At 71.6% G+C, this 23,657-nt stretch carries 18 protein-coding genes, 2 tRNA genes and 1 pseudogene; 11 read left to right on the forward strand and 10 right to left on the reverse strand.

Translation table 11 applies throughout. From position 1 onward, the window contains the following. The 3 genes and pseudogenes from ACFHW0_RS06760 to ACFHW0_RS06770 all read right to left on the reverse strand — a co-directional run. Nucleotides 1-230 (reverse strand): annotated as a pseudogene (locus ACFHW0_RS06760) (transcriptional regulator); the annotation flags it as partial. A 660-nt stretch (nucleotides 231-890) separates the two neighbouring features. Then, nucleotides 891-963, reverse strand: a tRNA-Arg gene (locus tag ACFHW0_RS06765). 36 nt (nucleotides 964-999) lie between these two features. Next, nucleotides 1,000-1,090 (reverse strand) — tRNA-Ser (locus ACFHW0_RS06770). Nucleotides 1,091-1,988: 898 nt separating this feature from the next. On the opposite strand from ACFHW0_RS06770, the gene ACFHW0_RS06775 reads away from it, so the two are divergent. Further along, nucleotides 1,989-2,735 carry a hypothetical protein gene (locus tag ACFHW0_RS06775; protein WP_416606176.1) on the forward strand — a complete coding sequence of 249 codons (747 nt, stop codon included), beginning with the start codon at nucleotides 1,989-1,991 and terminating at the stop codon, nucleotides 2,733-2,735. A 180-nt stretch (nucleotides 2,736-2,915) separates the two neighbouring features. Here ACFHW0_RS06775 and ACFHW0_RS06780 read toward each other — a convergent pair whose 3' ends face one another. Further along, nucleotides 2,916-3,686: a CPBP family intramembrane glutamic endopeptidase gene (locus ACFHW0_RS06780; RefSeq protein ID WP_416606177.1), complete on the reverse strand. Its 771-nt coding sequence runs from the start codon at nucleotides 3,684-3,686 to the stop codon at nucleotides 2,916-2,918. A 145-nt stretch (nucleotides 3,687-3,831) separates the two neighbouring features. Here ACFHW0_RS06780 and ACFHW0_RS06785 point away from each other — a divergent pair, with 145 nt between their 5' ends. Then, nucleotides 3,832-4,950 (forward strand): globin domain-containing protein, encoded by a 1,119-nt coding sequence (locus ACFHW0_RS06785; RefSeq protein ID WP_416606179.1) that lies wholly within the window; start codon nucleotides 3,832-3,834, stop codon nucleotides 4,948-4,950. Between the two features lie 167 nt (nucleotides 4,951-5,117). Here the strand turns inward: ACFHW0_RS06785 and ACFHW0_RS06790 are convergent, their stop codons facing one another. Further along, nucleotides 5,118-6,635 carry a peptide deformylase gene (locus ACFHW0_RS06790; RefSeq protein ID WP_416606696.1) on the reverse strand — a complete coding sequence of 506 codons (1,518 nt, stop codon included), beginning with the start codon at nucleotides 6,633-6,635 and terminating at the stop codon, nucleotides 5,118-5,120. 297 nt (nucleotides 6,636-6,932) lie between these two features. Here ACFHW0_RS06790 and ACFHW0_RS06795 point away from each other — a divergent pair, with 297 nt between their 5' ends. Further along, nucleotides 6,933-7,715: an IucA/IucC family C-terminal-domain containing protein gene (locus ACFHW0_RS06795; RefSeq protein ID WP_416606697.1), complete on the forward strand. Its 783-nt coding sequence runs from the start codon at nucleotides 6,933-6,935 to the stop codon at nucleotides 7,713-7,715. Between the two features lie 25 nt (nucleotides 7,716-7,740). On the opposite strand, the gene ACFHW0_RS06800 is transcribed toward ACFHW0_RS06795, so the two are convergent. Next, nucleotides 7,741-9,561, reverse strand: a complete 1,821-nt coding sequence (locus ACFHW0_RS06800) for a hypothetical protein (RefSeq protein WP_416606180.1) — start codon at nucleotides 9,559-9,561, stop codon at nucleotides 7,741-7,743. 212 nt (nucleotides 9,562-9,773) lie between these two features. Here ACFHW0_RS06800 and ACFHW0_RS06805 point away from each other — a divergent pair, with 212 nt between their 5' ends. Next, nucleotides 9,774-10,484: a class I SAM-dependent methyltransferase gene (locus tag ACFHW0_RS06805; protein ID WP_416606182.1), complete on the forward strand. Its 711-nt coding sequence runs from the start codon at nucleotides 9,774-9,776 to the stop codon at nucleotides 10,482-10,484. Nucleotides 10,485-10,502: 18 nt separating this feature from the next. Here ACFHW0_RS06805 and ACFHW0_RS06810 read toward each other — a convergent pair whose 3' ends face one another. The 3 genes from ACFHW0_RS06810 to ACFHW0_RS06820 form a co-directional block, all read right to left on the reverse strand. Beyond that, on the reverse strand, nucleotides 10,503-11,036 hold the full coding sequence (locus tag ACFHW0_RS06810; protein ID WP_416606183.1) for a YbhB/YbcL family Raf kinase inhibitor-like protein: 534 nt from the start codon (nucleotides 11,034-11,036) through the stop codon (nucleotides 10,503-10,505). A 155-nt stretch (nucleotides 11,037-11,191) separates the two neighbouring features. Then, nucleotides 11,192-12,430: an ATP-grasp domain-containing protein gene (locus tag ACFHW0_RS06815; RefSeq protein ID WP_416606184.1), complete on the reverse strand. Its 1,239-nt coding sequence runs from the start codon at nucleotides 12,428-12,430 to the stop codon at nucleotides 11,192-11,194. 42 nt (nucleotides 12,431-12,472) lie between these two features. Beyond that, nucleotides 12,473-13,870, reverse strand: a complete 1,398-nt coding sequence (locus ACFHW0_RS06820; RefSeq protein WP_416606186.1) for an FAD-binding oxidoreductase — start codon at nucleotides 13,868-13,870, stop codon at nucleotides 12,473-12,475. Between the two features lie 340 nt (nucleotides 13,871-14,210). On the opposite strand from ACFHW0_RS06820, the gene ACFHW0_RS06825 reads away from it, so the two are divergent. The 7 genes from ACFHW0_RS06825 (at nucleotide 14,211) to ACFHW0_RS06855 (ending at nucleotide 22,833) form a co-directional block, all read left to right on the forward strand. Next, nucleotides 14,211-15,641 carry an FAD-dependent oxidoreductase gene (locus ACFHW0_RS06825; protein ID WP_416606188.1) on the forward strand — a complete coding sequence of 477 codons (1,431 nt, stop codon included), beginning with the start codon at nucleotides 14,211-14,213 and terminating at the stop codon, nucleotides 15,639-15,641. 213 nt (nucleotides 15,642-15,854) lie between these two features. Beyond that, nucleotides 15,855-16,655 carry a DUF6202 family protein gene (locus ACFHW0_RS06830; RefSeq protein ID WP_416606190.1) on the forward strand — a complete coding sequence of 267 codons (801 nt, stop codon included), beginning with the start codon at nucleotides 15,855-15,857 and terminating at the stop codon, nucleotides 16,653-16,655. 98 nt (nucleotides 16,656-16,753) lie between these two features. Continuing rightward, nucleotides 16,754-17,881: a DUF6421 family protein gene (locus ACFHW0_RS06835; RefSeq protein ID WP_416606192.1), complete on the forward strand. Its 1,128-nt coding sequence runs from the start codon at nucleotides 16,754-16,756 to the stop codon at nucleotides 17,879-17,881. Nucleotides 17,882-17,948: 67 nt separating this feature from the next. Beyond that, on the forward strand, nucleotides 17,949-18,794 hold the full coding sequence (locus tag ACFHW0_RS06840) for an aspartyl/asparaginyl beta-hydroxylase domain-containing protein (protein ID WP_416606194.1): 846 nt from the start codon (nucleotides 17,949-17,951) through the stop codon (nucleotides 18,792-18,794). A gap of 8 nt (nucleotides 18,795-18,802) precedes the next feature. Continuing rightward, nucleotides 18,803-20,068, forward strand: coding sequence for a hypothetical protein (locus ACFHW0_RS06845; RefSeq protein WP_416606196.1), 1,266 nt, complete (start codon nucleotides 18,803-18,805; stop codon nucleotides 20,066-20,068). Nucleotides 20,069-20,143: 75 nt separating this feature from the next. After that, nucleotides 20,144-21,505, forward strand: a complete 1,362-nt coding sequence (locus ACFHW0_RS06850; protein WP_416606198.1) for a hypothetical protein — start codon at nucleotides 20,144-20,146, stop codon at nucleotides 21,503-21,505. A 92-nt stretch (nucleotides 21,506-21,597) separates the two neighbouring features. Beyond that, nucleotides 21,598-22,833 (forward strand): MFS transporter, encoded by a 1,236-nt coding sequence (locus tag ACFHW0_RS06855; protein WP_416606200.1) that lies wholly within the window; start codon nucleotides 21,598-21,600, stop codon nucleotides 22,831-22,833. On the opposite strand, the gene ACFHW0_RS06860 is transcribed toward ACFHW0_RS06855, so the two are convergent. Then, on the reverse strand, nucleotides 22,823-23,650 hold the full coding sequence (locus ACFHW0_RS06860) for a PhzF family phenazine biosynthesis protein (RefSeq protein ID WP_416606202.1): 828 nt from the start codon (nucleotides 23,648-23,650) through the stop codon (nucleotides 22,823-22,825). The genes ACFHW0_RS06855 and ACFHW0_RS06860 overlap by 11 nt on opposite strands. Between the last annotated feature and the right edge of the window lie 7 nt (nucleotides 23,651-23,657).

Consider the following 23,657-nt stretch of genomic DNA (forward strand, 5'->3'; position numbering starts at 1 on the left):
GTCAGCACGCAGACGGCGGCGCCGCTGGCCATCTCCAGCACCTGACGCAGCCCGTCGAGGCCCTGCGCGTCCGGCAGGCCGAGGTCGAGCAGGACACAGTCGACGCCCGTCACCCGCGCCCTGGCGGCGCTGAGGCTGGTCGCCACCACCAGGTCGATCATCGAGTTCGTCTCGGCGAGCAACTCACCGACAAGGAAGGCGTCGCCTTCGTCGTCCTCGACCAACAGCACCCGCAACCGCACACCCGGCGGCGACGACGCGACACGCTCAACGCCGTCAGCGATCACGACAGCCCCCAACGCCGAGCGCGCACGACAACCTCTCACCGTTGAAGTCCTCGCCGACCGACGCGGGCGTGGAAGCACCGGCACATCGGGCTCACCTGATTCTGCCTGCCGTGCTCAGCGAAGGACAGTCTCGGAATGCTCTTGACGCTACCCACCCAGCCTGTACGTGCCCTCGACGATCCCGTCACCAATGACAGCCTCGATCGGTAACCACCTCGAGGGGTCGCGCCGTCGACGGCCAAGTGCCTGCTCTACTGCACTCCGTCGACAACGCGCAGCGGGGCCGGCGTCCAGGGGTGGAACGCCGGCCCTGTGCCGGGTCCGATGGATCCGATCACCAGCGGTCGAGGCAGCGACATCGACACCACTAATCGGAAGCGGCGGACCGCACCTCCCCGAACCTGCGGCCCACGTCGCTCTCCGGTCCGTCTGAACCCATACGACCAAATCACACCGTCACCGACAGTTGCGGCACAGACCAGCACACACCCCCGCCGAAACAGAGGAGCACCAACGTCCCGAAGTTTGGGAAACACGGTCGGGAAAATGGGATAGAAAAAGGCCATGACCCTTGTTTCCGCAGGTCACGGCCTTGATCGTTTGTGCGCCCGAAGGGACTCGAACCCCTAACCTTCTGATCCGTAGTCAGATGCTCTATCCGTTGAGCTACGGGCGCTCGGTGCTTGGCCAGTCTACACACCCGGCTTTCGCGCGGAGACTCCGGGATTCGAACCCGGGAGGGGCTTTAAGACCCCAACCGCATTAGCAGTGCGGCGCCATAGACCAGACTAGGCGAAGTCTCCCTGGTGGCCCTGCAGACCACCGCGCCCGAGGATACAGGGCCTCACCCATCGGGAGCAAAGCGACTTCCCCGGTCCGTCCCTCCACCTGTGCGCCGGGCTGTCGCCGGACGAGGCCGGGACTCGCCCCGGCCTTGTCTTTCTCTGCTGTGGGCGGGCGTGATCGGGACTACGCTCCATCGATATGCAGGAGCAGCCGCCGCGCGAGCCGACCCGCCGAGAGCCTGCTGAGGGAGCGCGCCGACGCTCCCCGAAGGCGACCTTCAGTCCGCCCCCCGCGCCGCCGGAGCCGGCCGAGCCGAAGGAGTCCGGGAAGCGCCCCCGGCGGGCGAAGCCGGCGCCTGCGGTGCTCTTTCAGCCCCCCTCGGCCGATCCGCCGCTGCCCCGCCAGGCCGGCCGCGCGACCGAACCGGCCCCACGGGAGCGGCCCGACCGGGCGGACGAGACCAGTGGGAGTGACGTCGCACACACCGGTGGTGGCGCGTCCGCCGCTGCCGGGGACCAGCCGGCATCCGCCACCGCTGCGGGCCCGCCCGCCCCGGACACGCAGACCTCCGACGGGAACGCCACCCCCGCGCACAAGGTGCCCGGGAAGAGGGCGGCCGCGAAGAAGGCCGCACCGACAGGACCGACGACGCCAGTGAAGGCGACAGACCAGGCCGGGACGCCGACGGCGATGGAGGCCGCAGAGCCGGCGACGGCGGAAGGCGCGGCGCCCCCGGCTGCGACGAGAGGCACACCCGCCCGGAAGACCACCACCGCCCGGAAGGCCACGCCGGCGAAGAAAGCGACGCCCGCGAAAAAGGCCACGCCCGCGAAAAAGGCCGCACCCGCCGCGGGGACCGAGCCCGCTCGGAGAGCGACGCCCGCGAAGAAGGCCGTCCCGGCGACGCCCGCCCCGGTGCCGGTCGCGGTCCAGGCCCCGGCCGCCGCGCCCGACGCCGCCGAGCCCCCGCAGGTGGTCGAGCGGCAGACCAGCGCCGGAGCGGCGGGCACACCGCCGGGGCGTACGCCGGAAACGGTCCTTCGGTTGGCCGCCGCGCGGGTGCTGGAGCATCCCGCCTTCGCGCCGGAGCTGCTGGCCCTGGCCGCCGTCGAGGCGGTCGGGCCGCGCGCCCGCGACTGGGCGCAGCGGCTCCGCGACGCGTACCCCGACGCGGAAGCGGACGGCTTGGCGCGGCTCGCTACCCGGCGGTTCGTCCGGCAGGCCGGGGTGGGCGGGGCGACCGCCGCGCTGGCAGGGCTCTTCGCGCCGGTGGCCGAGCTGGCGGCGGTACTGTGGGCGCAGGCCAACCTGGTGCTGCACCTGGCGGCGGCGTACGGCCTGGACCCGGCCGATCCGGACCGGGCGGTGGAGCTGCTGGTGCTGACCCGCGTGCACCCGGACGCGGAGAGCGCGCGCGCCGCGTTGGCGGCGGCCCGGGCGGCGGAGGCGCCCGAGCCGGCGGGCTGGCCGCGGGCGGCGGAGGCCGCGTGGCGGCTGGCGGCGCCGCTGGTCGCCCAGGCGGGCGGGTGGCTGGCGCTGCGGCTGGCGTCCCGGTTGCTGCCCGGCGCGTCGGTGCTGGCGGCGGCGGCCGGCGACACGGCGGCGGCCGAGCGGCTCGCCGCCCGCGCGTTCAACGCCTACCGGCGGCCCGCGCCCCGCTGACCCGCGCCGGCCACCCAGACGCCCAGCGTGGCACCGGCGCCCGCCCGGCTGAGCGAAGCACGCCGGGAAAGGTGCGGATCGCCGGAGATCTTGGCAGGAAACGGTTCCTGTGGGGGCCTGAACTCGCCAAGATCTACCAGCAGAACCGGAGCCGGGCGGGGGCGGAACGGTTGGGTGGCGTCAGAGCCAGTCGAACCACTCCCTCGGCAGCAGGGCGTAGCCGACGAAGGCGACGACGTCGAGCAGCGTGTGCGCGACGACCAGCGGCATGACCCGGCGGGTGCGCAGGTAGAAGAGGCTGAACACGACGCCCATCACCACGTTGCCGAGGAACGCGCCGAAGCCCTGGTAGAGGTGGTACGAGCCGCGCAGCAGGGCGCTCGTGACCACGATCGCGCCGATCCGCCACTGGAGCTGGCGCAGCCGGGTGACCAGGTAGCCGACCACGATCACCTCCTCCAGCACCGAGTTCTGCACGGCGGCGAGGATCAGCACCGGCACCGTCCACCAGAGTTCGGGCAGGGCGGCCGGCACCAGCGTGGCGTTGACGCCGAGCTGGGCCGCCGCCCAGAAGAGCGCCAGGCCGGGCAGGCCGATCAGCGCGGCCAGACCGGCGCCGCGGGCCAGGTCCTGACCGGGCCGCCTGGCGTCCAGGCCGAGCGTCCGTGCCGGATCGCCGGGGTCCCGCGCCAGCAGGTGTACGGCGAGCAGCACCGGCAGCAGCGCGAAGACGATCCCGAGCAGTTGGTACGTCAGGTCCAGCCACGGCCGGGGCGACACCGAGGTGTTGAGCGCGGCGGTCTGCTTCGACAGCGGCCCGTCGGCGGTCAGCTTCGCGACGATCGACACCGTCGCGTAGACGGCGGACTGGCCGAGCGAGAGGCCGAGCACGAGCAGCGTCTCGGTGCCGAGCAGCCGGCGGGTCGCCGGGCGTTCCAGCTCAACGGTCACCGCACCACTCTGCCCGACGCCGACGGCCGGCGGCACCGCCCGAACGAGCCTCACGAGCCGATCGCACATTCTGTGCGACCGGTCGGCACGCTCCGTGGACATTCTATGGGTGCCCGATCCGCCGTCAGGAGAAGGAGCGCGCCCCGTGGACGACTTCGCAAGGCTGCTGAAGGAGAGCTGGACCCTGGTCGAGGAGCACCGGGAGCGGCTGAGCGGTCACTTCTACGCCCGGCTCTTCCTTCTCGACCCCGAGCTGCGCAAGCTCTTCCCGGTGGAGATGACCGGGCAGGGCGACCGGATCCTGGAGGCGATCGTCACCGCCGCCCAGACGGTCGGCGATCCGGAGAGCTTCGACGAGTACCTGCGTGCGCTGGGCCGGGACCACCGCAAGTACCACGTCGACGCGGCGCACTACGAGACCATGGGCGTGGCGCTGCTGGACGCGCTGCGCAGCATCGCCGGCGACGGTTGGAACCTGGAGTACGACCAGGCGTGGCGGGACGCGTACGCGGCGATCTCGGAGAAGATGCTGGCCGGCGCGGCGGCCGACGACAATCCGCCGTTCTGGCACGCGGAGGTGCTGACCCACGAGCGGTACGGCAGGGACACGGCGGTGCTGACCTGCCGGGCGTTGCAGCATCCGCTGTCGTGGAAGGCCGGCCAGTACGTCAGCCTGGAGGTGCCCCGCCACCTGCCCCGGGTGTGGCGCACCTACTCGGTGGCGAACGCCCCGAACGACGACAACCTGCTGGAGTTCCACGTCCGTACGCCGGCGGGCGCCGGCTGGGTGTCCGGGGCGCTGGTCCGCCGGGTCAAGCCCGGCGACCTGCTCCGGGTGGCGGCTCCGATGGGGTCGATGACGCTGGACCGTTCCTCGGAGCGGGACATCCTCTGCGTGGCGGGTGGCGTCGGGCTGGCTCCGATCAAGGCGCTGGTGGAGGAGCTGGCCGGCTACAACCGGACCCGCTGGGTGCACGTCTTCTACGGCGCCCGTACGGCGGCGGACCTGTACGGCCTGGCCGGGCTCCAGGAGCTGGTGGCCGCGCACCCGTGGCTGTCGGTCACTCCGGCGTGCAGCGAGGATCCCGACTTCGACGGCGAGCTGGGTGACGTCTCCGACGTGGTCAGCCGGTACGGCCCGTGGACGGCGCACGACTGCTACGTCTCGGGGTCCGCCCGCATGGTCCGGGCCACCCTCCGGGTCCTCGCCGAGGACGGCGTCCCGCCGGAGAACACCCGCTACGACACCTTCGGCAACCTCTAGAAGCGTTCCTCCCCCCATACCGGGGCGCGTGCCCCTGCCCCCTGGGGCACGCGCCCCGGTCCCCCAACGGGCGGACCGGCACCGCCCCGCACGACCACGTCCGCCCGGCCGTCCTTCCCACCCGTGCGGACGTGGTCGTGCCGCCGGTACGCGCGCGTGCGGGCGGGTCAGTAGCGCCAGGGCCGGCCGGTCTCGCGGTACTCCTCGACCGGCACCAGCGGCACCCCCGGCGTCATCCGGTCGACGTAGAGCCGCCCCTCCAGGTGGTCGATCTCGTGGGCGACGAGCCGGGCCATGCCGAACTCGAACGAGGTGATGATCCGGCTGCCGTCGTACTGGGCGTGCTCCACGTCGAGCCGGAGCGGCCGGGGCACCAGGCCCCGGTGGTCGAAGAAGGAGAGGCATCCCTCGTACTGCTCGTCGCTGTCGGGGGAGGCGTCGACGACGCGGGGGTTGAGCAGCACGACGGGGTCGGCCGACCGGTCGGGGGGCCGGACCACCGCCACCGCCCGGCCGAGGCCGAGCTGCGGGGCGGCGATGCCCACCCCCTTGCGGAACGGGTGCAGCTCGTCGAGGCGGACCAGGGTCGCCGCGAGGCGGTCGGCCACGTCCCGGGCCTCCCGCTCCTCGCGGGGCAGGTCGAACGGGCGCGCCGGCTGGCGGAGCAGGTCGGCGCCGCGCTGCACGATGCCGATGCCGCGCATCCGGTCGCTGGGCCGGACCCGCCCGGCCTCCTCGGGCTCGGCGTCCGGTCGGCCGCGGAACCGCCACTGCAACCGGTACCGCGCGTTGAGCGGCGGGTCCTCGGTCGCCCAGTCGAAGATCACCCGGTCGGCGTCCTCGCGCCTAATCACGGGCGTGCGCAGCGGGCCCTCCTCCGCCGAGAGCGAGGTCTCCGCGCCCCACACCTGCGGGTCGACGGCCGCCGGGAGGTCCAGGCGTACGGCCATCTGCCGGGTGGGCAGCCGGACCGCCCGCTGGAACCAGGGGCCCCACTTGTCGTGCCCGACGCAGTACGCGTACTCGATGGTGGCCCGGTCTCCGGGATAGAGCGGGAAGCGCCGGTCGGCGTTCTCGAAGAGCAGCCACAGCTCCTTGAAGGCGTCGCGGTCGTGCTTGGCCCGCCAGTGCATCGCCTCCCGCTCGTCCCCGTCCTCCCGGTACGCCCGTAGCCGCAGTTCGGCGAAGGTCAGCGGGTGTTCCCGGTGGTGCAGGTTCGAGCGGCCCGGGTCGTTGGGGTAGCGGTCGACGGCGATCCGCACCAGGTAGCGGGTGACCGGCTCGGTGCCGGCGTTGTAGAGCTCGCGCCGGATGACGCAGCGGTAGGCGTCGCCGAGATGGGTGAGGGTGGCGAGTTCCCGCTCGACGATCAGCCCGGTGCCGGGTGGCATCCACTGCCCGGGTACGGGTGGGTCCCGGTGCGCCCGCTCGGCCCGGGCGTGCCGCAGCTCGTCGTACTCCTTGAAGCGCTGCCAGATCGCGCCGCCGGCCTCCAGCACGGCCTCCGCGCGGCGCGCGAAGTCCTCGGTGGGGCGGTGCCGCCGCCCCTCGACGTGGCTGACGTACGACGGGTCGAAGCCCATCAGGGTGGCGAGCTGTTTCTTGGACAGCCCCCGCCCCGTGCGGTGCCGGGCGATCTCGGCGGCGAAGGAGTCGGCAGCCCGATCGAGCGGTGAGGTCATCAGCTTCCTCGTGGCCGGGAGTATCAGTTTCACGTTCTGTGGCGACGCACACACGGAACTGGCACCTTGCCGACACGAACCTTGACAGAAAGCGATGCTTGTCGATACTGGGGCGACGTTTTCCGCCCTGTTGACCGGGTAGTACGCCGGACGCGGGCGCAGCGAACCGGCCCCTTCCGGATCCGACGCAGGCAAGCCTTCCCTTATCCAGGAAAGTGTGGTTAGGCTAGCCTTAGCTGAGCGACGGGCGGCTTGCCCGCCGACGGCGACGACGGGGTGGTGAGTCCAGTGACAGCGGTGATGCCGGAGCGGGACACCGCCGCCGCGCCGCTGGCGCCGGTCACCGCCGCCATGCGCGCGATGTTCGGCACCGACCACGTGCCCGGTCTCGCGCCCGGCCTGCTGGTGCACGACGAGTTCGGCTGGAGCCCGGCGACCACCCTGGTCGACGGCACCCTCCTGCCGGAGTTCCTGCGCTCGGCCAGCTCGCGCTGGGGTGGCACCCCGCACGCGTGCGCCGCGCTGGCCTGGAAGTCCTACAGCTACTGGACGGCGCTGCCGGTGGCGCTCGGCTGGGCCTCGGCCCGACGGGTGCCGCTGCTCGACCCGGCCGACGTGCTGATCCACTTCGAGGACCACCGACCGCTGCTCACCATGGGCCTGCGCCGCTCGACCACGGTCGCGGTGCTGCCGAGTGACCCGCTGGCGCTCGCCGGGCTGCCCGAGGTGCGGGTCGTCGCGGACGAGGCGGAACTGCTCCAGGCGCTCCGGGCCTCGCTGCTCGACGCCCACCTGGCCCCGATGGTCGCCGCGATCCAGGCCGAGGTCCGGATCGGCGCGCGTACCCTGCTCGGGTCGGTGGCCTCCGGCATCGCCCACGGCATCCTCCGGGCCGCCGACGGCCTGCCCGGCTCGTCGGTCGAGGCGATCGAGACGCTGTTCGGCGCGCTCGACCTCGCCGACCTCGTGGAGCTGGTCCCGGGCCCCAACGGCGAGCCGACCGTGCAGCGGCGCACCTGCTGCCTCGCGTTCACCCTCCCCAAGCCCAAGATCTGCCAGGGCTGCTGCGTCCGTCAGGCCTGACCGGCCGCCTCCGGGCCGCCCGGCGTCAGTCGGTGAACGGGCGGACGTCCCAGAGCCAGACCCCACCGGTGTACGTGGGGCGGACGCCGGTCAGCTCGGTCATGCCCCGGCGCAGCGCGTCGGCCTGCCGGTGCGGCCCGAGGACGACCGCGCCCGCCCGCCAGTACCGCAGGTCCCCGACCGCGTCGACCCGCGCCTGCGGGGTGATCGGCGGCACCGCGCCGGTCCGCCGGATCTCGGCGAAGAACTCGCTGGTGGGGCGGGGCGGCGCGGAGAAGAGGGCGACCCGGTCCCGACCGGGGCGGGTGTCCGGGCCGAGGAAGTAGCCGCGGGCGATGGGCATGTCCAGCCCGGTCCGCGCCGACCAGCGCAGCGGATCGGCGTAGTGGGTGTCAGGCAGCGGGAGGGTCACGATGCTCCGCCCGCCGTCCGCGTACGGCCGCCAGGCGCCCGACGTGACGAAGGCGGGCACGGGGTCGAGCCGGGTGGTGGGCAGCGGGGTCGGCAGGATCGGCAGCAGGGCCATGGCCAGCACCGTGACGGTGGCGAAGCGGATCTGCGGGCGTGCCCGCGGGTGCCGGGCGGCCAGGGCGCGCACGTGGTCCGCCCCGTAGGCGAGCAGCACCCCGACGATCGGGGTGATCGCCAGCGCCCACCGGGTCGGCACCACCGAGTGCAGGACGGGCAGGTTCTCCAACGCCGCCCAGGGGCCGGGTATCCCGGTCCCCCTGCCGCCCAGCTGCACCTCCCGCCCGAGGGAGAGCAGGCCGAAGAAGAGCGCGAGGACGGCGAGGCCGCGTACCACGACGTGCCGGCGCAGCCACCAGACCAGGGCGACGACGAGCACCACCAGCGGCCAGCCGAAGAAGGCGTTCTCCTCGGTGGGATTGTTCGCCAGCCCCTGCGCGCTGCGGGCGTCGCCGGCCAGGGACTCCCGCGAGTACGCCACGAACGACGCGAGGTCCGTCGAGTAGCCCCGGATCAGCCAGGACAGCCCGTGGTACGCCCCCGGGCCGAAGAACTGGACGTGAAGCGGGTACGCGAGCACCACCAGCGCCACGGCGGCGGCCACCGCCAGGCCCGCGAGGAACGGCCGGGCCCGCCGGCGCAGCTCGGGCCGGCCGAGGGCGAGCGCCCCGACCACCACGCCCAGCCCGATGGCGGTCATCAGCAGCACCTCGAGGTTGAGGAATGCCTGCCACACGATGACCGCCGCGAGCAGCAGCCCGTTGCGCAGCCAGCGGCCCGGCTCGGCGAGCCGCAGGGTGCGCCAGACGATCAGGGGCACCACGTACTGCGAGACGATGTTGGGGTGCGCGTTGGCGTGCGACACCATCGCCGGGGCGTACGCGCAGAACGCGGCGCCGAGCCAGGCCGGCCCGCGGGCGCCGACGACCACCCGGGACAGCAGGAAGTACCAGGCCGTCGCCGTGGCGATCATGCCCAGCGTGAGAAAGAGCAGAAACGACGCGCGGGTACCGAGCAGGAGCGTGACGGGCGTCATTGGCAGAGAAACGGATAATACGGACGTATTCGCCATGAGATTGACGGTCTCCGGCACGTTCATCCGGTCCGACGTGAATGGATCAACAAAATCGGTCAGCACGCGCGCGCCGTGCGCCATCATCCACTCGAACTGCGACTGGTCGGTGCGGTTGTCCCGGATGCCGTGAGACGGGCGCAGCCAGAGCCGCGCGGTCACCCAGAAGCCCAGCGCGACGAAACTCGCCACCGCGGCGACGTCCGTCCACCACCCCTTCCAGGGCCGTACGCCCCGGTCGGGCCCGCCCGCCGCCGCCCCGGGCCCTGACCCGCCGGCGGGAAGACCCGATTCAGGAGTAGTCATGACGATTCGTAGAGTAGTCAGGCCATGACGCCGCCGTGACATGTTTCGGGGTACTGGCGTACCATGTGCCGGGTTCGCCGACCGCCGATCACGTGCCCACCCCCGACCGCATTTCGGCCACCACGGGTGCCCCGATTTTTCTACCGCCAGTGCGGATGATTCACTCTGTCGGTCCAGGCGCGGGTCGAGTTCATATCGTGAGGAATCGACGCATGGCAGAAATCACTGGGGATCAGCGCGTGCAGTCCGAGGTCCTGGAGGGCCTCGCGACGGCGGTCAACCACCGTCGCTGGTTCGTCGAGCTGGCCCTGCCGCACCTCGGTGACAACCCGATCGAGATCGGCAGCGGGCTCGGCGACTACGCGCTGGAGTGGGCGGAGCACCTGCCGCGCTTCACCGCCACCGAGGCCGACCCGGACCGGCTCGTCCTGCTCAAGGAGCGGCTGGCCGACCAGCCCCACATCGAGGTCCGGCAGATGCTGCTGCCGCACCACGACCGGGGCGACTACAGCGCCGCCGTGTCGTACAACGTGCTGGAGCACATCGAGGACCACGTGGGCGCGCTGTGCAGCATGCGCGACCTGGTCCGGCCGGGTGGCAACGTCATCATCATCGTGCCCGCGTTCCAGTTCGCGATGAGCCCGGCGGACATCGCCACCGGCCACGTACGCCGCTACACGAAGAAGACCCTGGCCGCCGCGATGACCGACGCCGGCCTGACGGTGGAGAAGATCCACTACGCGAACGCGCTCGGCCTGATCGGCTACTTCATGGCGACCAAGGTCTTCCGGCTGATGCCAAAGGAGGGCCCGATGGTCAAGGTCTACGACACCCTCGTGCTTCCCGCCACCAAGGCGGCGGAACAGCGCGTCCTCCCCCCGTTCGGCCAGTCGGTCTTCGCGGTGGCCCGCGTCCCCTCCTGAGGTCGGGGCGGGCCCGGGTTACTCCTTGATCTGGTAGGTGGGTCGGATCACGGCCCGGGCCAGGGTGTGGAAGGCCAGGTTGAAGCCCACGTAGGCGGGAGTCGCGTCGGGCGTGACGTCGAGCCGCTCCACGTCCAGGGCGTGCACCGCGAAGACGTAGCGGTGCGGCCGGTCGCCGGCGGGCGGGGCGGCGCCGCCGTAGCCCTGCTCGCCGTAGTCGTTGCGGACCGTGAAGGCGCCGTGGAGGTCGTCCCCGGCCGCGCCGCGCGGCAGCCGCGTCACGTCGGCCGGCAGGTTGACCAGGACCCAGTGCCAGAACCCGCTGCCCGTCGGCGCGTCCGGGTCGAAGCAGGTCACCACGAAGCCCCTGGTCTCGGCCGGGAAGCCGGACCAGGCGAGCTGCGGCGAGACGTTCTCGCCCCCGACGCTGCCGTGGGCGTACGCGGCGTCCATCGGCTCGCCGTTCTGCACGTCGTCACTGGTCAGCGTGAACGACGCAACGGTCGGCAGCAGCTCGTACGGGTCCGGGGCGATCGGTCGTTCCAGGGTCATCGGGGCGGTCCTTCCGGTGAGCGGTTGTTCCTCCGCCCCTTCTTACCCCGTCGACGCCCGCGATCGAACCGGAAGCGCCGAGCGTCCCGTCCCGGCCGCACGCACCCACCCGGCATCCCGGGACCGCGCGCCGCCCCGGCCTCCGCCGCGCCAGGTCAGCTGCCGTACAGGCCGTGCCGTTCCCATCGGCGCAACGTCTGGTAGTCCCGCTCGACCTCGGCCGGGTCCTCCGCGGCGAGGTACAGGTAGCCGGGCGAGCTGAACAGGTCGACGGTCTGCGGCAGTTCGGCCCCGGGGGCGCAACTCGCGGCGACCGCCACGACCGCCGGCAGCTCCGACAGCCGGGAGCACCAGTCCCCCGCCTGCGCGGCGACGGGAGCCGGGTTGATCAGCGACACGTTCCGGACGGCGGCGGCGCAGCCCGACGTACGGTCGTCGAACCGCCCGAGCGACGTCGGATCGACGAGGTGCTGGGCCTGCAGGAAGGTCTGCGACACGCCGCAGAACTTCGCCACGACGTCGGGCAGGGTCGCTCCGCCGAGGCGGGCCCCGGTCTCGATCAGCACCGGCCCCCGATCGGTGAGCATGAGCTCGGTGTGTGCCGCCGAGGACCGGATACCGAGCGCGTCGAGCACCCCGAAGACGAACTCACGGAGCTGCCGGGCCAGGGCCGAGCCCCGGTCGACCGGCTCCTCGTAGTCGTAGATGGGACCGCCGCCCGGACCCGGCCGTTTCGTGTACCGCCAGATCTCGGCGACCCGGTGGGTCCCCGCGTACGAGACCGTGTTGACGTAGAACTCGGTCCCGACGAGCCGCTCCTGCACCAGCACGCGTCGATTGGGGACGCCGTACAGGTTGGACGAGGCCAGGACCGTCGCGCAGGCGAGGTGCACCTCGTCGAGATTCTCGCAGAACCGCACGTTGTCGGTGCCCACGCCGTCCACGGGCTTGACGACGGCCGGGCCGGCCAGGCTGGCCGCGTACCAGGCGACCGCCTCGTCCACGGACTCGAAGCACCGGCCGGCGGGCACGGCGAGACCGGCGGCGGCCACGGTCGCCGCCATGGCCGACTTGTCGCGCCGCGCGGTGACCGTGGCGATGTCGTTGCCGGGCGTACCGAGCAGGTGGTTGAGCGTGTCGGCGAGGATCACCCCCGGCTCGGTGCCCGCGACGACCCGGTCGGTGCCGAGCGCCCGCAGCCGGTCGACGAGGCTGTCCGCGTCGGGGACGAAGCCGAGATCGACCGCGTAGTCGCCGGGGCGGAACGTCTTCAGGTAGTAGTCGTAGAGGGACTCGGCGCTGCGTACGTGGACGCAGGTCACCCCTCGCTCGGCCAGCGCCCGGCTGAGCGCGCTGCCTGCGGAGTACCCGTCGACGATGGCTATGGTCGGCACGCTCTCCTCATCTCCGTGCGGCCCGCCGGAGGGCGGCGGACATCAGAAGACCTTGCCGGGATTGAGCAGGCCGGCCGGGTCCAGGGCGGCCTTGATCGCCTGGTGCACCCGCATGCCCACCGGGCCGATCTCGCGGGCCAGCCAGTCGCGCTTGAGCAGGCCCACGCCGTGCTCGCCCGTGCAGGTGCCGCCCAGCTCCAGGCCGAGGCGGATGATCTCGTCGAACGCGCGCCGGCCGCGTTCGAGGCTCGCCGGGTCGGCCCGGTCCACCACGATGTTCGGGTGCATGTTGCCGTCCCCGGCGTGGCCGACCACGCCGATCGTCACGTCGCACTCCGCCGCGATCCGGGCCACCCCGTCGAGCAGTGCCGCCAACGCGGCCCGGGGCACCGCCACGTCGTCGATCACCATCCCGCCGTTGCCGGCGGGGAACGACTCCCTGGCGAACTTCTCCATCGCCGCGTGCCCCAGTCGGCGGGCCTGTAGCAGGGCCGCCGCCTCCACGGCGTCGGTGGCCGCGTAGACCTCGTCGGCGCCGGCCGCCTCACACAGCTCGGCGAGCCGCGCCAGGTCTCCGGCGGCCTGGGAGCCGGTGTCCGCCGACGCCAGCAGCAGCGCCTCGACGTCGGTACGCAGGCCCATCGGCCGGTACGCCTCGATAGCCCGCAGGTACGTGCGGTCGATCAGTTCCAGCAGGCTGGGGGTGAGCCCCTCCTCGGCGATCCGGGCGACCGCCCGGCCGGCGGCGGCGGTGGTGGGGAAGACCGCCACCATGGTCAGCGACTCCGGCGGAGCGGGCCGCAGCGCCACGGTCACCTCGGTGATCACACCGAGGGTGCCCTCGGAACCCACGAAGAGCCGGGTGAGGTCGTACCCCGCCACGCCCTTGGCGGTACGCCGACCGGTACGCAACACCTCTCCGGAAGCCAACACCACCTCCAGACCCAGCACGTACTCCGTGGTCACGCCGTACTTGACGCAGCACATGCCACCCGCGTTGGTGGAGACGTTCCCACCGATCGTCGACATCTCCCACGATCCAGGATCCGGCGGATACCACAACCCCTGTTTCGCCACGGCCGCCGACAGGGCCGCGTTCACCACGCCGGGCTGCACCACGGCGATCCGGCTGACCGGGTCGATCTCCAGCACCGCGTTCATCGCGACCATGCTGATCACCACCGCGCCGTCGACCGCGTTCGCCGCGCCCGCCAACCCCGTACGCGCTCCCTGCGGCACCACCGGCACCCCGTACCGTCCGGCGATCGTCACCGCCTCGACCACGTCGGACGTACTACGAGGACGGACGACCACCAGCGGCGTGCCGGCCTCGCAGAGGTCGGCCTCGTCCTTGCGGTGCAACCGCAGCAGGTCGGGGTCGGTCAGTACGGCGTCGCCGAGCGCCGCACGCAGGTCTTCGACGAGGGGGGAACCAGACATGGCAGAGAGGGTACAGATCGACTTCATCCGCTCCGGAGCGCGAAACGTGGGCGCCCCCGATCCGGCAACGGTGCTGGTGAGAGCGGTGTGAGCAGCCCCGCTCGCTCGAACCCCTGTCCTATCGGAAGATCCTTCCGGGGTTGATCGAAGTTTGTTACCGTCTACCGCCAACGAGGGCGCCCCTCCTCCGGCCAACGTCCCCGGCCTGCCACATCACCGCTCTCCCACCCCAAGATCCGCCGCAGGACGCGCCGTCCGGCCGGCACGGTGTCGAACCCGAGAACTGGTTCGGCTCGTGCCGCGGCAAAGGATCGTTGCCCATGACAGAGGGATTGACAGAGTGAAGCGAACCGAGCTGCACATCGTGATCGGCGGAGGTATCGCGGGCTGCCTGGCCGCGATCATGCGCAGACGCGCGGGATACCGGGTCCTTCTGCTGGAGCGGGCCGAGGCCCGGTCCCCCGAGGCCCACCCGATCTGCACGGGGGCCAGCAACATCGTCAGCGAGAACCACAGCGGTGCCGAGTACCCGTTCGATCCGCAGAGCGCCCGGGACTGCTTCGACGGGCGACTGGTCAACGAACGCTTCTTCCCCGACCTCGTCTTCGGTGGCAAGGACCACAGCCGGGTCATCGCCTCCCGGGCCATGCAGGACAGCGGCACGGACATCATCGGCCAGTGCCGGGACAACATGCGGGTCATCCAGGACCGTTACGCGCAGCGGTGCGCCGAGGACCCGGCCAACGCGCTGTTCGGCGCACCGGAGCAGGTCTGCCGCGAGATCCCGGCTCCGGAGGGGATCTCCGACGTCGGCGCCACCTTCGTCACCCCGCAGCGGGGCATCAACCCGGTCGTCGTCACCGCGCTCCTCGACCAGGAGCTGCGCCGCTGCGGCGTCGAGGTACGCGGCGGCGCCGAGGTCACCGAGGTGAGCCGCCGCTCCGACGGCACCTACCAGGTGGAGTACGTCGAGGACGGTCTCCGGAAGACGGTCGTCGGTGACCAGGTGAGTCTCTGCGCCGCCACCGAGACCCCGGCGATGGCTCGCCGCCTCAACCCGTCGCTCGCGTTGCCGTCCATCTACATGGCGCTGCGTCAGATCCTCTTCGTGAACCTGCCCGACGGCACCACGAGGGACTACACGTGCCTGAAGCTCGAAGACGAGTACGGCGGCATGCTGAGCCCGTTCAGTCGGGACACCGCGCTCGTCTACTACCCCCCGGCGGCCCACATCGCGGTGCATCGCGTCGACCCGACGACCTATGCGCTGCCCGACGACTTCCGTCACTACCTGCGCAACGGCCACCCCGAGGCGAAGGAGCGCGCCGAACTGGCGCTCCGCCAGCTCAGCCAGTGGTATCCGGAGGTGCGGGGCGCCGAGGTGGTGTCCGCCCACCTCAAGGTGGCGATCAACACCACCGACTCGTCGCGGCTCCGACGCAACGCCGGGGTGCTCGACGTCGCACCTGGTTGCACCGCGACGGTCCTGCTCAAGTGGACGATGTGCGTCGTCAACGCGCAGCGCGACCTGGAGGCGGCCCTCCGGCACTCGATCGCCACCGGCAACGCGGATCGCGACGAGTACGCAGATCTGGTCGCCCGCGCCACCGTGCCGATCGCGCCGCCGGCCGACATGGCCGCCTGGCAGCGGCGGCTCCAGGTGTTCGCCCGCAACATGGGGGTGCCGGAGAGGCTGGCGGTGCCGTTCGTGGACGCCGGTGAGCCGGACGACGGACTGGCCCGCACCGTACCGTCGCTCGCGTCGAGTTGACGTTGGTCGAGGGTTTCGGCGCCTGAGGCACCTGAACGAGGAGCTGGCACCCGTATAGGGGGAGGCACAGGGGTTCGGTCGTCTTCCCGTTGCGCGATACACGGTATTCGATGATCATAGGCCCGCGTCGACTGGATGCCCCTCGTCGGCGAAGGCCTGTCCTGGCGGGCTTCAGGGAGCGCTCCGCCCGGTCCCACAAGCGAGGAGGGCACGATGACCACCACACTCGACCTGACCGACCTCCGTCTACAGGCCGACACCACCATCGACCGGCTGATCGACGAGGCCGGCCTCACCCGGCGCAACAACCGGTTCTTCGCCGGCGCGAAGGAGGCCACCTCCGTGAGCCCCGCCGGCGCGCTGCGGATCGCGGAGAAGTGGCAGCGGACCACTCAGTCGTTCATGTTCACCACCATCTCCAGCCTCGGTGCCCACGGGCGGCGCCTGGCTCGCGACTACTCAGTGAGTCGAGAGGTGCTCGGAGCGTATCAGATGGCCTACCGCGTCATCGGGGACGATCTGGACAATCGCGCGGCGGCGTTCGCGGAGGTCGCACCGGAGGGTGTGGACGGTATCCACTACCTGTGGTGGGCGGACACGATCTGCGCGCCGCTGCGTTCGGCCCTGGGCAGCGCCGACGCGCCCGCCGAGTCCGCCGCGCTGGCCCGCATCCTCGACGTCATGGACTCCATGGCGGCCGAGGAACTGGGTGGTGCGGTCCAGCTCCGCGTCGTGGAGACCATCGCCCTCGACATCGCGGTCGCGTTCCGGCGCCTGTACGCCAAGGTCACCGTGGACGGTCGGCAGGTCCTTCCCGAGCAGCGCGACTACGCCTGGATCGACTCGCACATCAGGGCGGAGACGGGGCACGCCGCGTCCGTCAGCGACGACGAGGCCGGCATGAGCCACCTGATCTCCACCCCGGCCGAGGCACGGCACTTCGTCGCGCTCGCGGAGTCGTACGTCCCGGCGTGGGCGGACCTGCTCGACGACTTCGCCCGGGACCTGTCGTAGCGACCGACCGGGGTCGGCACTGACGGCCGCCATCGACGACGCCCCGGGCCCGTGGCGGCAACCGCCGGAGTCATCCGGTTTCGAGGAAAGGAGCTGCCATGCGATCGTCCCTCCCAGCAGTGGAGACAGACGCCGTCGTCAACGAAGTGAACGAGCTGCGCGCCCGCTACCAGCGCGAGACCGAGCCCGGATCGCCGGAGGCGCTGCGCCGGCTGGCCGGTTGGATCGCCGACTCGGCCGCGCTCGGTGACCGGCCCGCGGCCCGGGCTCTCGTCGAGGATCTGTCCGGCGCACACGACACGCCGCAGCTCAAGGCCACGAAGCGGCACATCAACTCGCGGGTCGACAACACGCTCCTGTCCGTGTTCTCGGCCGCGTACTTCCCGAGCCTCGGGCTGGACTACCTGGAGTACGAGCCCATCCCGTCCGACCCCGTGCTGGTGAGCCGCTACCCGAGCCCGACGATGCCGGTCAACCTGCTCCGGCACAGCGCGGGTTTCGACAGTCGGGTCGTCGTGGCGCTCTTCCCGGAGAACCACATCGACGGCCGCCAGGATCCGGACGACCTGATCTTCTACTTCATCGACAAGTTCGTCGCCCGGCACCGCCTCACCCGCCGACTCATCGACGCCGCCATGGTCCCGGGCTCGTTCCCGCTGCTGTCCGGCGTCGACGACGCGGGCGTCGAGCGGGCCGCCGGTTCCTGGGTGCGGCTGCACGAGTTCCACCACCGCACGGGCAGCATGCCGATCCCGCAGTTCCTGTCCGCGAAGAGCTACAAGCCGCTGGCCGGCCTGGAGGAGATGCGGGTCGACGTCAAGTCGATGCTGGTCTGCCTCGACGACGAGGACATCGATCGTGACCTCGCGGCGCTGTCCTTCGAGTTCGTCCTGGCCGAGCGGCTGCTGCGTTACTCGGTCGAGGGGATCCCGAAGCCGAACTACGACGCGATCGCCTCGCAACTGCTCTTCAACTACCTGCGCGAGCAGGGGGGCCTGACGATCGACGAGGGGCGGATCCGGCTCCTGCCGAGCCTGCCCGGGGCGCTGAGCACGCTCGTCACCGAGATCACCGAGCTGGAGGACGTCGTCCTGACCGAGGGGGTCGAGGCCGCCCGCGCCGGACTGATCGACTTCACCCGCCGGTACACCCGGTACGACGCGGAGAAGCGGGAGTTCCTCCACGTGCCCTTCTTCGCCGAGCTCAAGGAGCGACTCGGCGTGTGAGCCACGCCGGCCGCCCCCTCCCGAACGACGTGCGGCTCCGCCCTTTCCCCGCTGGAAGGTACCGACCATGACCACCGTTATGAACTCGACCGAGACCGGCATCCTCGGCACCTGCGGCATCGACGCCGACGGCCTCGCCACGGACCTCGACACCATGGCGTCGTTCCCCTACACGGACAAGTACAGCGACTTCGTCTGCGGCGCCTGGAAGAGCTGCGCGGTGTGGAACGGCACGGGCCAGGGCCTCGACGCGGGACTCGACTCCTACGAGGGCCCGGCCGTCGTCACCGATCTGGGCCAGCGCCTGCCGTACGTGCGGCATCTGGTGGGTGAGCTGTTCGACCTGTCCCGCCTCAAGTACGGCCGGCTCGCCCGGCTGACCCCCGGCAGCGCACTCGTGCCGCACCGGGACTACCTCGAACTCGACACGAACCTGATCCGGATCCACCTTCCGCTGGAGACCGACGAGTCCTGCGTCAGCTCGCACAACACGACGCTCTACCACATGAACGTCGGTGAGATCTGGTTCCTCGACGCCACCCAGGCCCACAGCGCGGTCTCCAACTGGACGAAGGACCGCACCCACCTGGTGCTCGACTTCCAGGCCGACTCGCTCGCCGCCTGCTTCACCGGCGAGGTCCAGTCGCCCAGCATCCCGAGCACACACCAGGTCGCGCGGCAACCGGTCGACCGGGAGGAACTCGCGGCGTTCGAGCGCGCCGGGGTGCTCATGGACACCACCAACTACCGGGACTTCCTGAAGATCGCCATCAAGACGATGTTCACCCGGGACATCACCCCGGACGGCGTGTTCGACCTGCTGGAGGGGGCGGCCCGGCACTCGCCCGCCGCCGCGCGGCTCGACATGATCCCTCCGATGCGGAGGTACTTCCTGCTGGCCCGAGAGTCCTGAGGCGGATCATGCGACACGCCAGCGAAGTCTGTGTCGTCGTGGACGGGTACTCGACGGCCAACGCGCTCGCGCCGGCCCTCGCCGGTTACGGCTTCGGCGCGGTGCACGTGCAGAGCGACCCGGACCTGCCGCAGTTCCTCCTGCGTACCGGCGTCGACCACGCCTATCTCGACACCTACCTGCACGACGGCGACGTCAACACCATCGTCGACCGGCTCGACCGGGCGGGACTGCGGCCACGCAGCGTGGTGGCCGGCGCCGAGACCGGTGTCGAGCTGGGTGACCAGCTGGCCAGAGCGCTCGGCGTACCCGGCAACGACCCGGCGACGACCCGGTGCCGTCGCGACAAGCACCACATGGCACGGGCCGCGGCGGCCAAGGGCGTCGCGGTCATCCCGCACCTGAGCACCTCCTCCCGCGACGACGCGGCGGAGTGGCTGCGCGCGGGGGGTTGGCTGGGCGACGCCGTCGTCAAGCCCCGGGCGAGTTCCGGCAGCTTCGGCTTCCTGCGATGCCGCTCCGAGGCGGACCTCGACACCGCGTTCAAGGGCTGGCTGGGCGCACCCGACGTGTTCGGTTCCCCGATCGGGGAACTCCTCGTCCAGCCCTTCATGACCGGCGACGAGTACGCCGTCAACACCGTCTCGGCCGGGGGCGAGTACGTCGTCTCGGACATCTGGCACACGAAGAAGCGCCACGAGGGCGGTACGGCGCTCTACGACCTGGAGCGGCTCGTCGATCCGGGCGATGCCGTCTTCGAGAAGTTGCACGGTTTCGTCGGGCGCGTGCTCGACGCCCTGGACATCCGCGAGGGCACGGCGCACACGGAGGTCATGATGATCGCCGGTGAGCCGGTGCTCGTCGAGACCGGCGCCCGGTTCATGGGCTCGATCGACATCTCGCAGGTGACCGAGGCGACGGGCACCAACGCGGTGCAGCTGGTGGCCGAGACGATCGTGGCCCCGGACCGTTTCGCCGCCCGGGTCCGCGAGGACTGGCGTCCCGCTCTCCGCCGGCACGCCGCCATGGTGCAGTTGCTGTCGCGCCACTCGGGTACCCTCGCCGGCTACGACCTCGGCCTGCTCCGCGCGCTGCCGTCCTTCCACGCGGTCGACACGTATCTCGAGGCCGGCGATGCGTTGCAGGTCACCGTCAACTCGTACACGACCCCGGGCCTGGTCTTCCTCGTCCACGAGAGCCCGGAGACGATCTCGGATGACTACCGCAAGCTACGCGATCTGGAGGCAGCCGGTGCCTTGTTCCTGTCGGCCTGAACGGTGCACGCCACGGCGGCCCACCGGCGGCACCGCACGCCCGCGCCGGCGGGCGGCCACGCGGGGGTCAGCCGCATGAGCGCGCCGCAACGGTCGGTCTCGCAGGACCCGGCAACCGACTACCTCCGGGCGGTACGCGACGGTGAGCTGCCACCGGATCTGCCGGCCCGCACGGCCGGCCGGGTGCTCGGGCCCGACATCGAGGCACAGAGCTTCCACCGGGTGATGTTCGTCGACGAGCGGGAGCTCGCGTCGTTCTACGCCGACTTCACGGTGCTGCTCGACGTCGTGGGACGGCTGCCCCACCTGCTGGCGGGTGGCAGCACCTCGGCGTTCGGCGCGCTGACCGACGTGCCGGCGGTGCTGCGCCCGCTGTTGGCCGGGACCGACCTGCCCGCCCTGGTGCCGTACGGCCGCGCCGACCTGATCCACGACGGGACCGGCTTCAAGGTCCTGGAGCTGGGCCTGAGCCCCGCCGTCGGCGGTGCCGAACGCACCACCTGGCTCCCCGCCGTCATGGAGGAGCCGGCCTTCCGGCCCTTCGCCGAGCGGCACGGGCTGCGACACCCCGACCCCATCACCGCCCTGCTCGACGTGCTGCGCACCGTGGAGACCACGGGCCCGGGGCACGACGCCGAGGCGCCCGGGCCGGCGGAGGTGCTCATGGTCGAGGCGACCGGCGCGCTCGAAGAGTGGGCCGGCGACTGGCGTCCCCTGGGCGACTGCCTGGAGGCGTACTCCGATCGTCCGCTGCGGACCCGCCTGGCGGAGGTCGCGGACCTGCACGAGCCGGACGGCAGCGTCGCCGACCACGTCGCCGGGGCGACCCACCTCCTGCGGTTGTTCAACCTGACGGAACTCGCGGAAGAGCCGGATCCCGTGGCGGCCTGGCAGCGGCTGCATCCGGCGCCGGGCTCCGCCCTGCCGCCGATGGTCACCTCGCCGGTGCACGACATGTACAACAGCAAGGCGTGCCTCGCCCTGGTGTGGCTCCCCGAGGTGCAGGACGCGCTGACCGACGGCGAACGTGCCGCGTTGCGGCGCATCCTTCCCGAGACGACCCACGTCGACGCGGCCACCGACCTGACCGGTTTCGTCCGCGACCGGGCGGTCACCATCCTGAAACCCACCACCCTGGCCCGTGGTGAGGGCACGGTGGCCGGCTGGACGGTCGACGACGAGACGTGGCAGGCTGCGCTCGCCTCGGCGGCCGAGAACGGTCGCCACATCCTGCAACGGAGGGTCGTCCAGCGGGCGGAGCCGGGCTTCGACACCGACGGCGTCACGGAACGGGACTGGTACGCGGTGTGGGGGATGCACTACGGGCCCGGTGGGTGCACCGGCTTCTCCTGCCGCCTGACCACCGTGCCGGGGGCCGTGGTCCGTGGCATCACCAACGTCCTGCTGGCACCGGTGCTGCTGCACCCGGGGGCCTGAACATCGCCGCCGGTCACGGGTAGGAGATCACCCTGAAGAAGAACTTCCGCCTGCTCTGGACGGCGGAGACCGTCAGCCAGTTCGGCTTCGAGGTGGCGACGGTCGTCATCCCGCTGTTCGCCGTGAAGACCCTGAACGCCACACCGGCGCAGGTCGGGTTCCTGGTGACCTGCGAGTTCCTGGGCTTCCTGCTCATCGGGCTGCCGGCCGGGGCGTGGATCGACCGACGGCGCGTCGAGCGGGTCCTGGTCTTCGCCAGCCTGGGCCGTACGGCCGTGTTCGGGACCATCGCGGCGCTGGCGCTGAGCGGCGGTCTCTCCATCCAACCGCTGTACGCCTTGATGTTCGCGGGGAGCCTCTGCACGGTCTTCCTGGGGATCTCCTACCAGAGCGTCCTGCCGCGGATCGTGGACCGGCAACTGCTGCCCGGTGCCAACTCGCGGGTGGAGTTCACCCTCTCGCTGGCGGAGATCACCGGCCCGGCCATCGCCGGCTTCCTGCTCGCGCTGGCCACGTCGTCGTACGTCCTCGGCGCCTCGGCCGTCTGCTTCGGCATCGCCACGCTGCTGCTCAGCCGGATCCGGGTGACCGGGGCGGCGGCGACCCCGCCGCCACGCACCACCACGCTGTTCAAGGACGTGCGCGACGGCATCAGCTACGTGCTGCGGGTGCCGATGTTCCGGGTGATGGCCATCCGCAGCTCGACGTACAACTTCTGCAACATCGCGACCACCACCATGTTCCTGCTGCTGCTGGCGTCGGTGCTGCGGCTGCCGTCGGCGTACATCGGGATCATCTTCTCCGGCGCCGGTGCCGGCGCGACCCTCGGCGCCCTCCTCGCGGTGCGGCTGTCCCGGCGCTTCGGCGTCGGGCCGACGGTCCTCGGCGCGTGCGTGCTGGCGGGGATCGCCTCGATTCCGCTGCCCTTCGCGCGCAGCGGTACCTGGCTGATCGTCGCCGCCATCGGCTACGGCATCGCCTCGGGATGCATCGTCGTCTCCAACATCCTGCAACTGTCGGTCCGGCAGGCGCTGTGCGCGCCGGGCATGCAGGCCCGGTTGAGTGCGACGATGCGGTTCCTGGTCTGGGGCGTGATCCCGTTGGGCGCGTCGGTCGCGGGGCTGGTCGCGAACGTCATCGGCGTCCGCCAGACCCTCGCGCTCGCGGTCGCCGGCGAACTCGTCTCCATCGTCCCGCTGTACTTCTCGCCGCTGCGTCGGGTGGTCGAGATGCCCACCGAGCCTGAGGCCGAGCCGGCCCCGGAGCCGCAGCCCGAACGGGCGGCGGGCGACGGGGCGCGGCCCGAGGCACGGCAGCTCAGCGACTGAGTCGAGCGACCTCGTCGTCGTCCAGCGTGATGACGCCGGCGAGGTACTGGCGCGTCGACCCGCCCAGGATGACCCGGTCGCCGCGCAGCTCGCAGTTGGCGTGGATGGTCAGCGTCTTGCCGAGCCGGGGAGAGAACTGACGGGACGTCAGGCTGGTCCTGCCCAGCACGTCCGCCCAGTAGGGGACCAGCATGCAGTGGGCCGACCCGGTGAACTGATCCTCCGGGATCGACTGCTTGGGGCCGAAGAAGCGGGCGACGAAGTCGGAGGAGATGCCGGGGGCCGTCACGACCACCGCGCGGCGGTCGAGGGTCCCGAGCATCCGCTGGTCGGGTTCGATCGCGCGCAGGTCCTCCTCGTTGTCGTAGACCGCCATGTAGTCCATGCCCCCGTACACCGCGGTGGGCGCGATCGACAGACCGGCGAGCAGGGCCTCCGGCGGGTCGACCCGCTCGCGCGGCAACGCGGGGAAGGACATCACGAACTGTCCCTCCGGGGTACGGCTGACGATGAGGGGACCCGTGTTGGAGTGAAAGGTGACCTCGTCCCACTCGGGCCGCAGGTGGTTCAGCACCACGTGGGCCGCGGCGAGCGTGGCGTGCCCGCACAGGTCGACCTCCATCGACGGGGTGAACCAGCGCAGCGCGAAGCTGTCGCCCCGGTCGATGATGAACGCGGTCTCCGCGAGGTTGTTCTCCAGGCCGATCGCCTGCATCACCTCGTCGCTGAGCCACTCGTCCAGGGGGCAGACCGCGGCCGGATTGCCGAAGAACACCCGGTCGGTGAACGCGTCGACCTGGTACAGGGGAATTTCCATCGTGCCT

Origin of the sequence: Micromonospora sp. LOL_025 (genome assembly GCF_048060285.1) — a bacterium.
In the GTDB taxonomy this organism is placed as follows: domain Bacteria; phylum Actinomycetota; class Actinomycetes; order Mycobacteriales; family Micromonosporaceae; genus Micromonospora.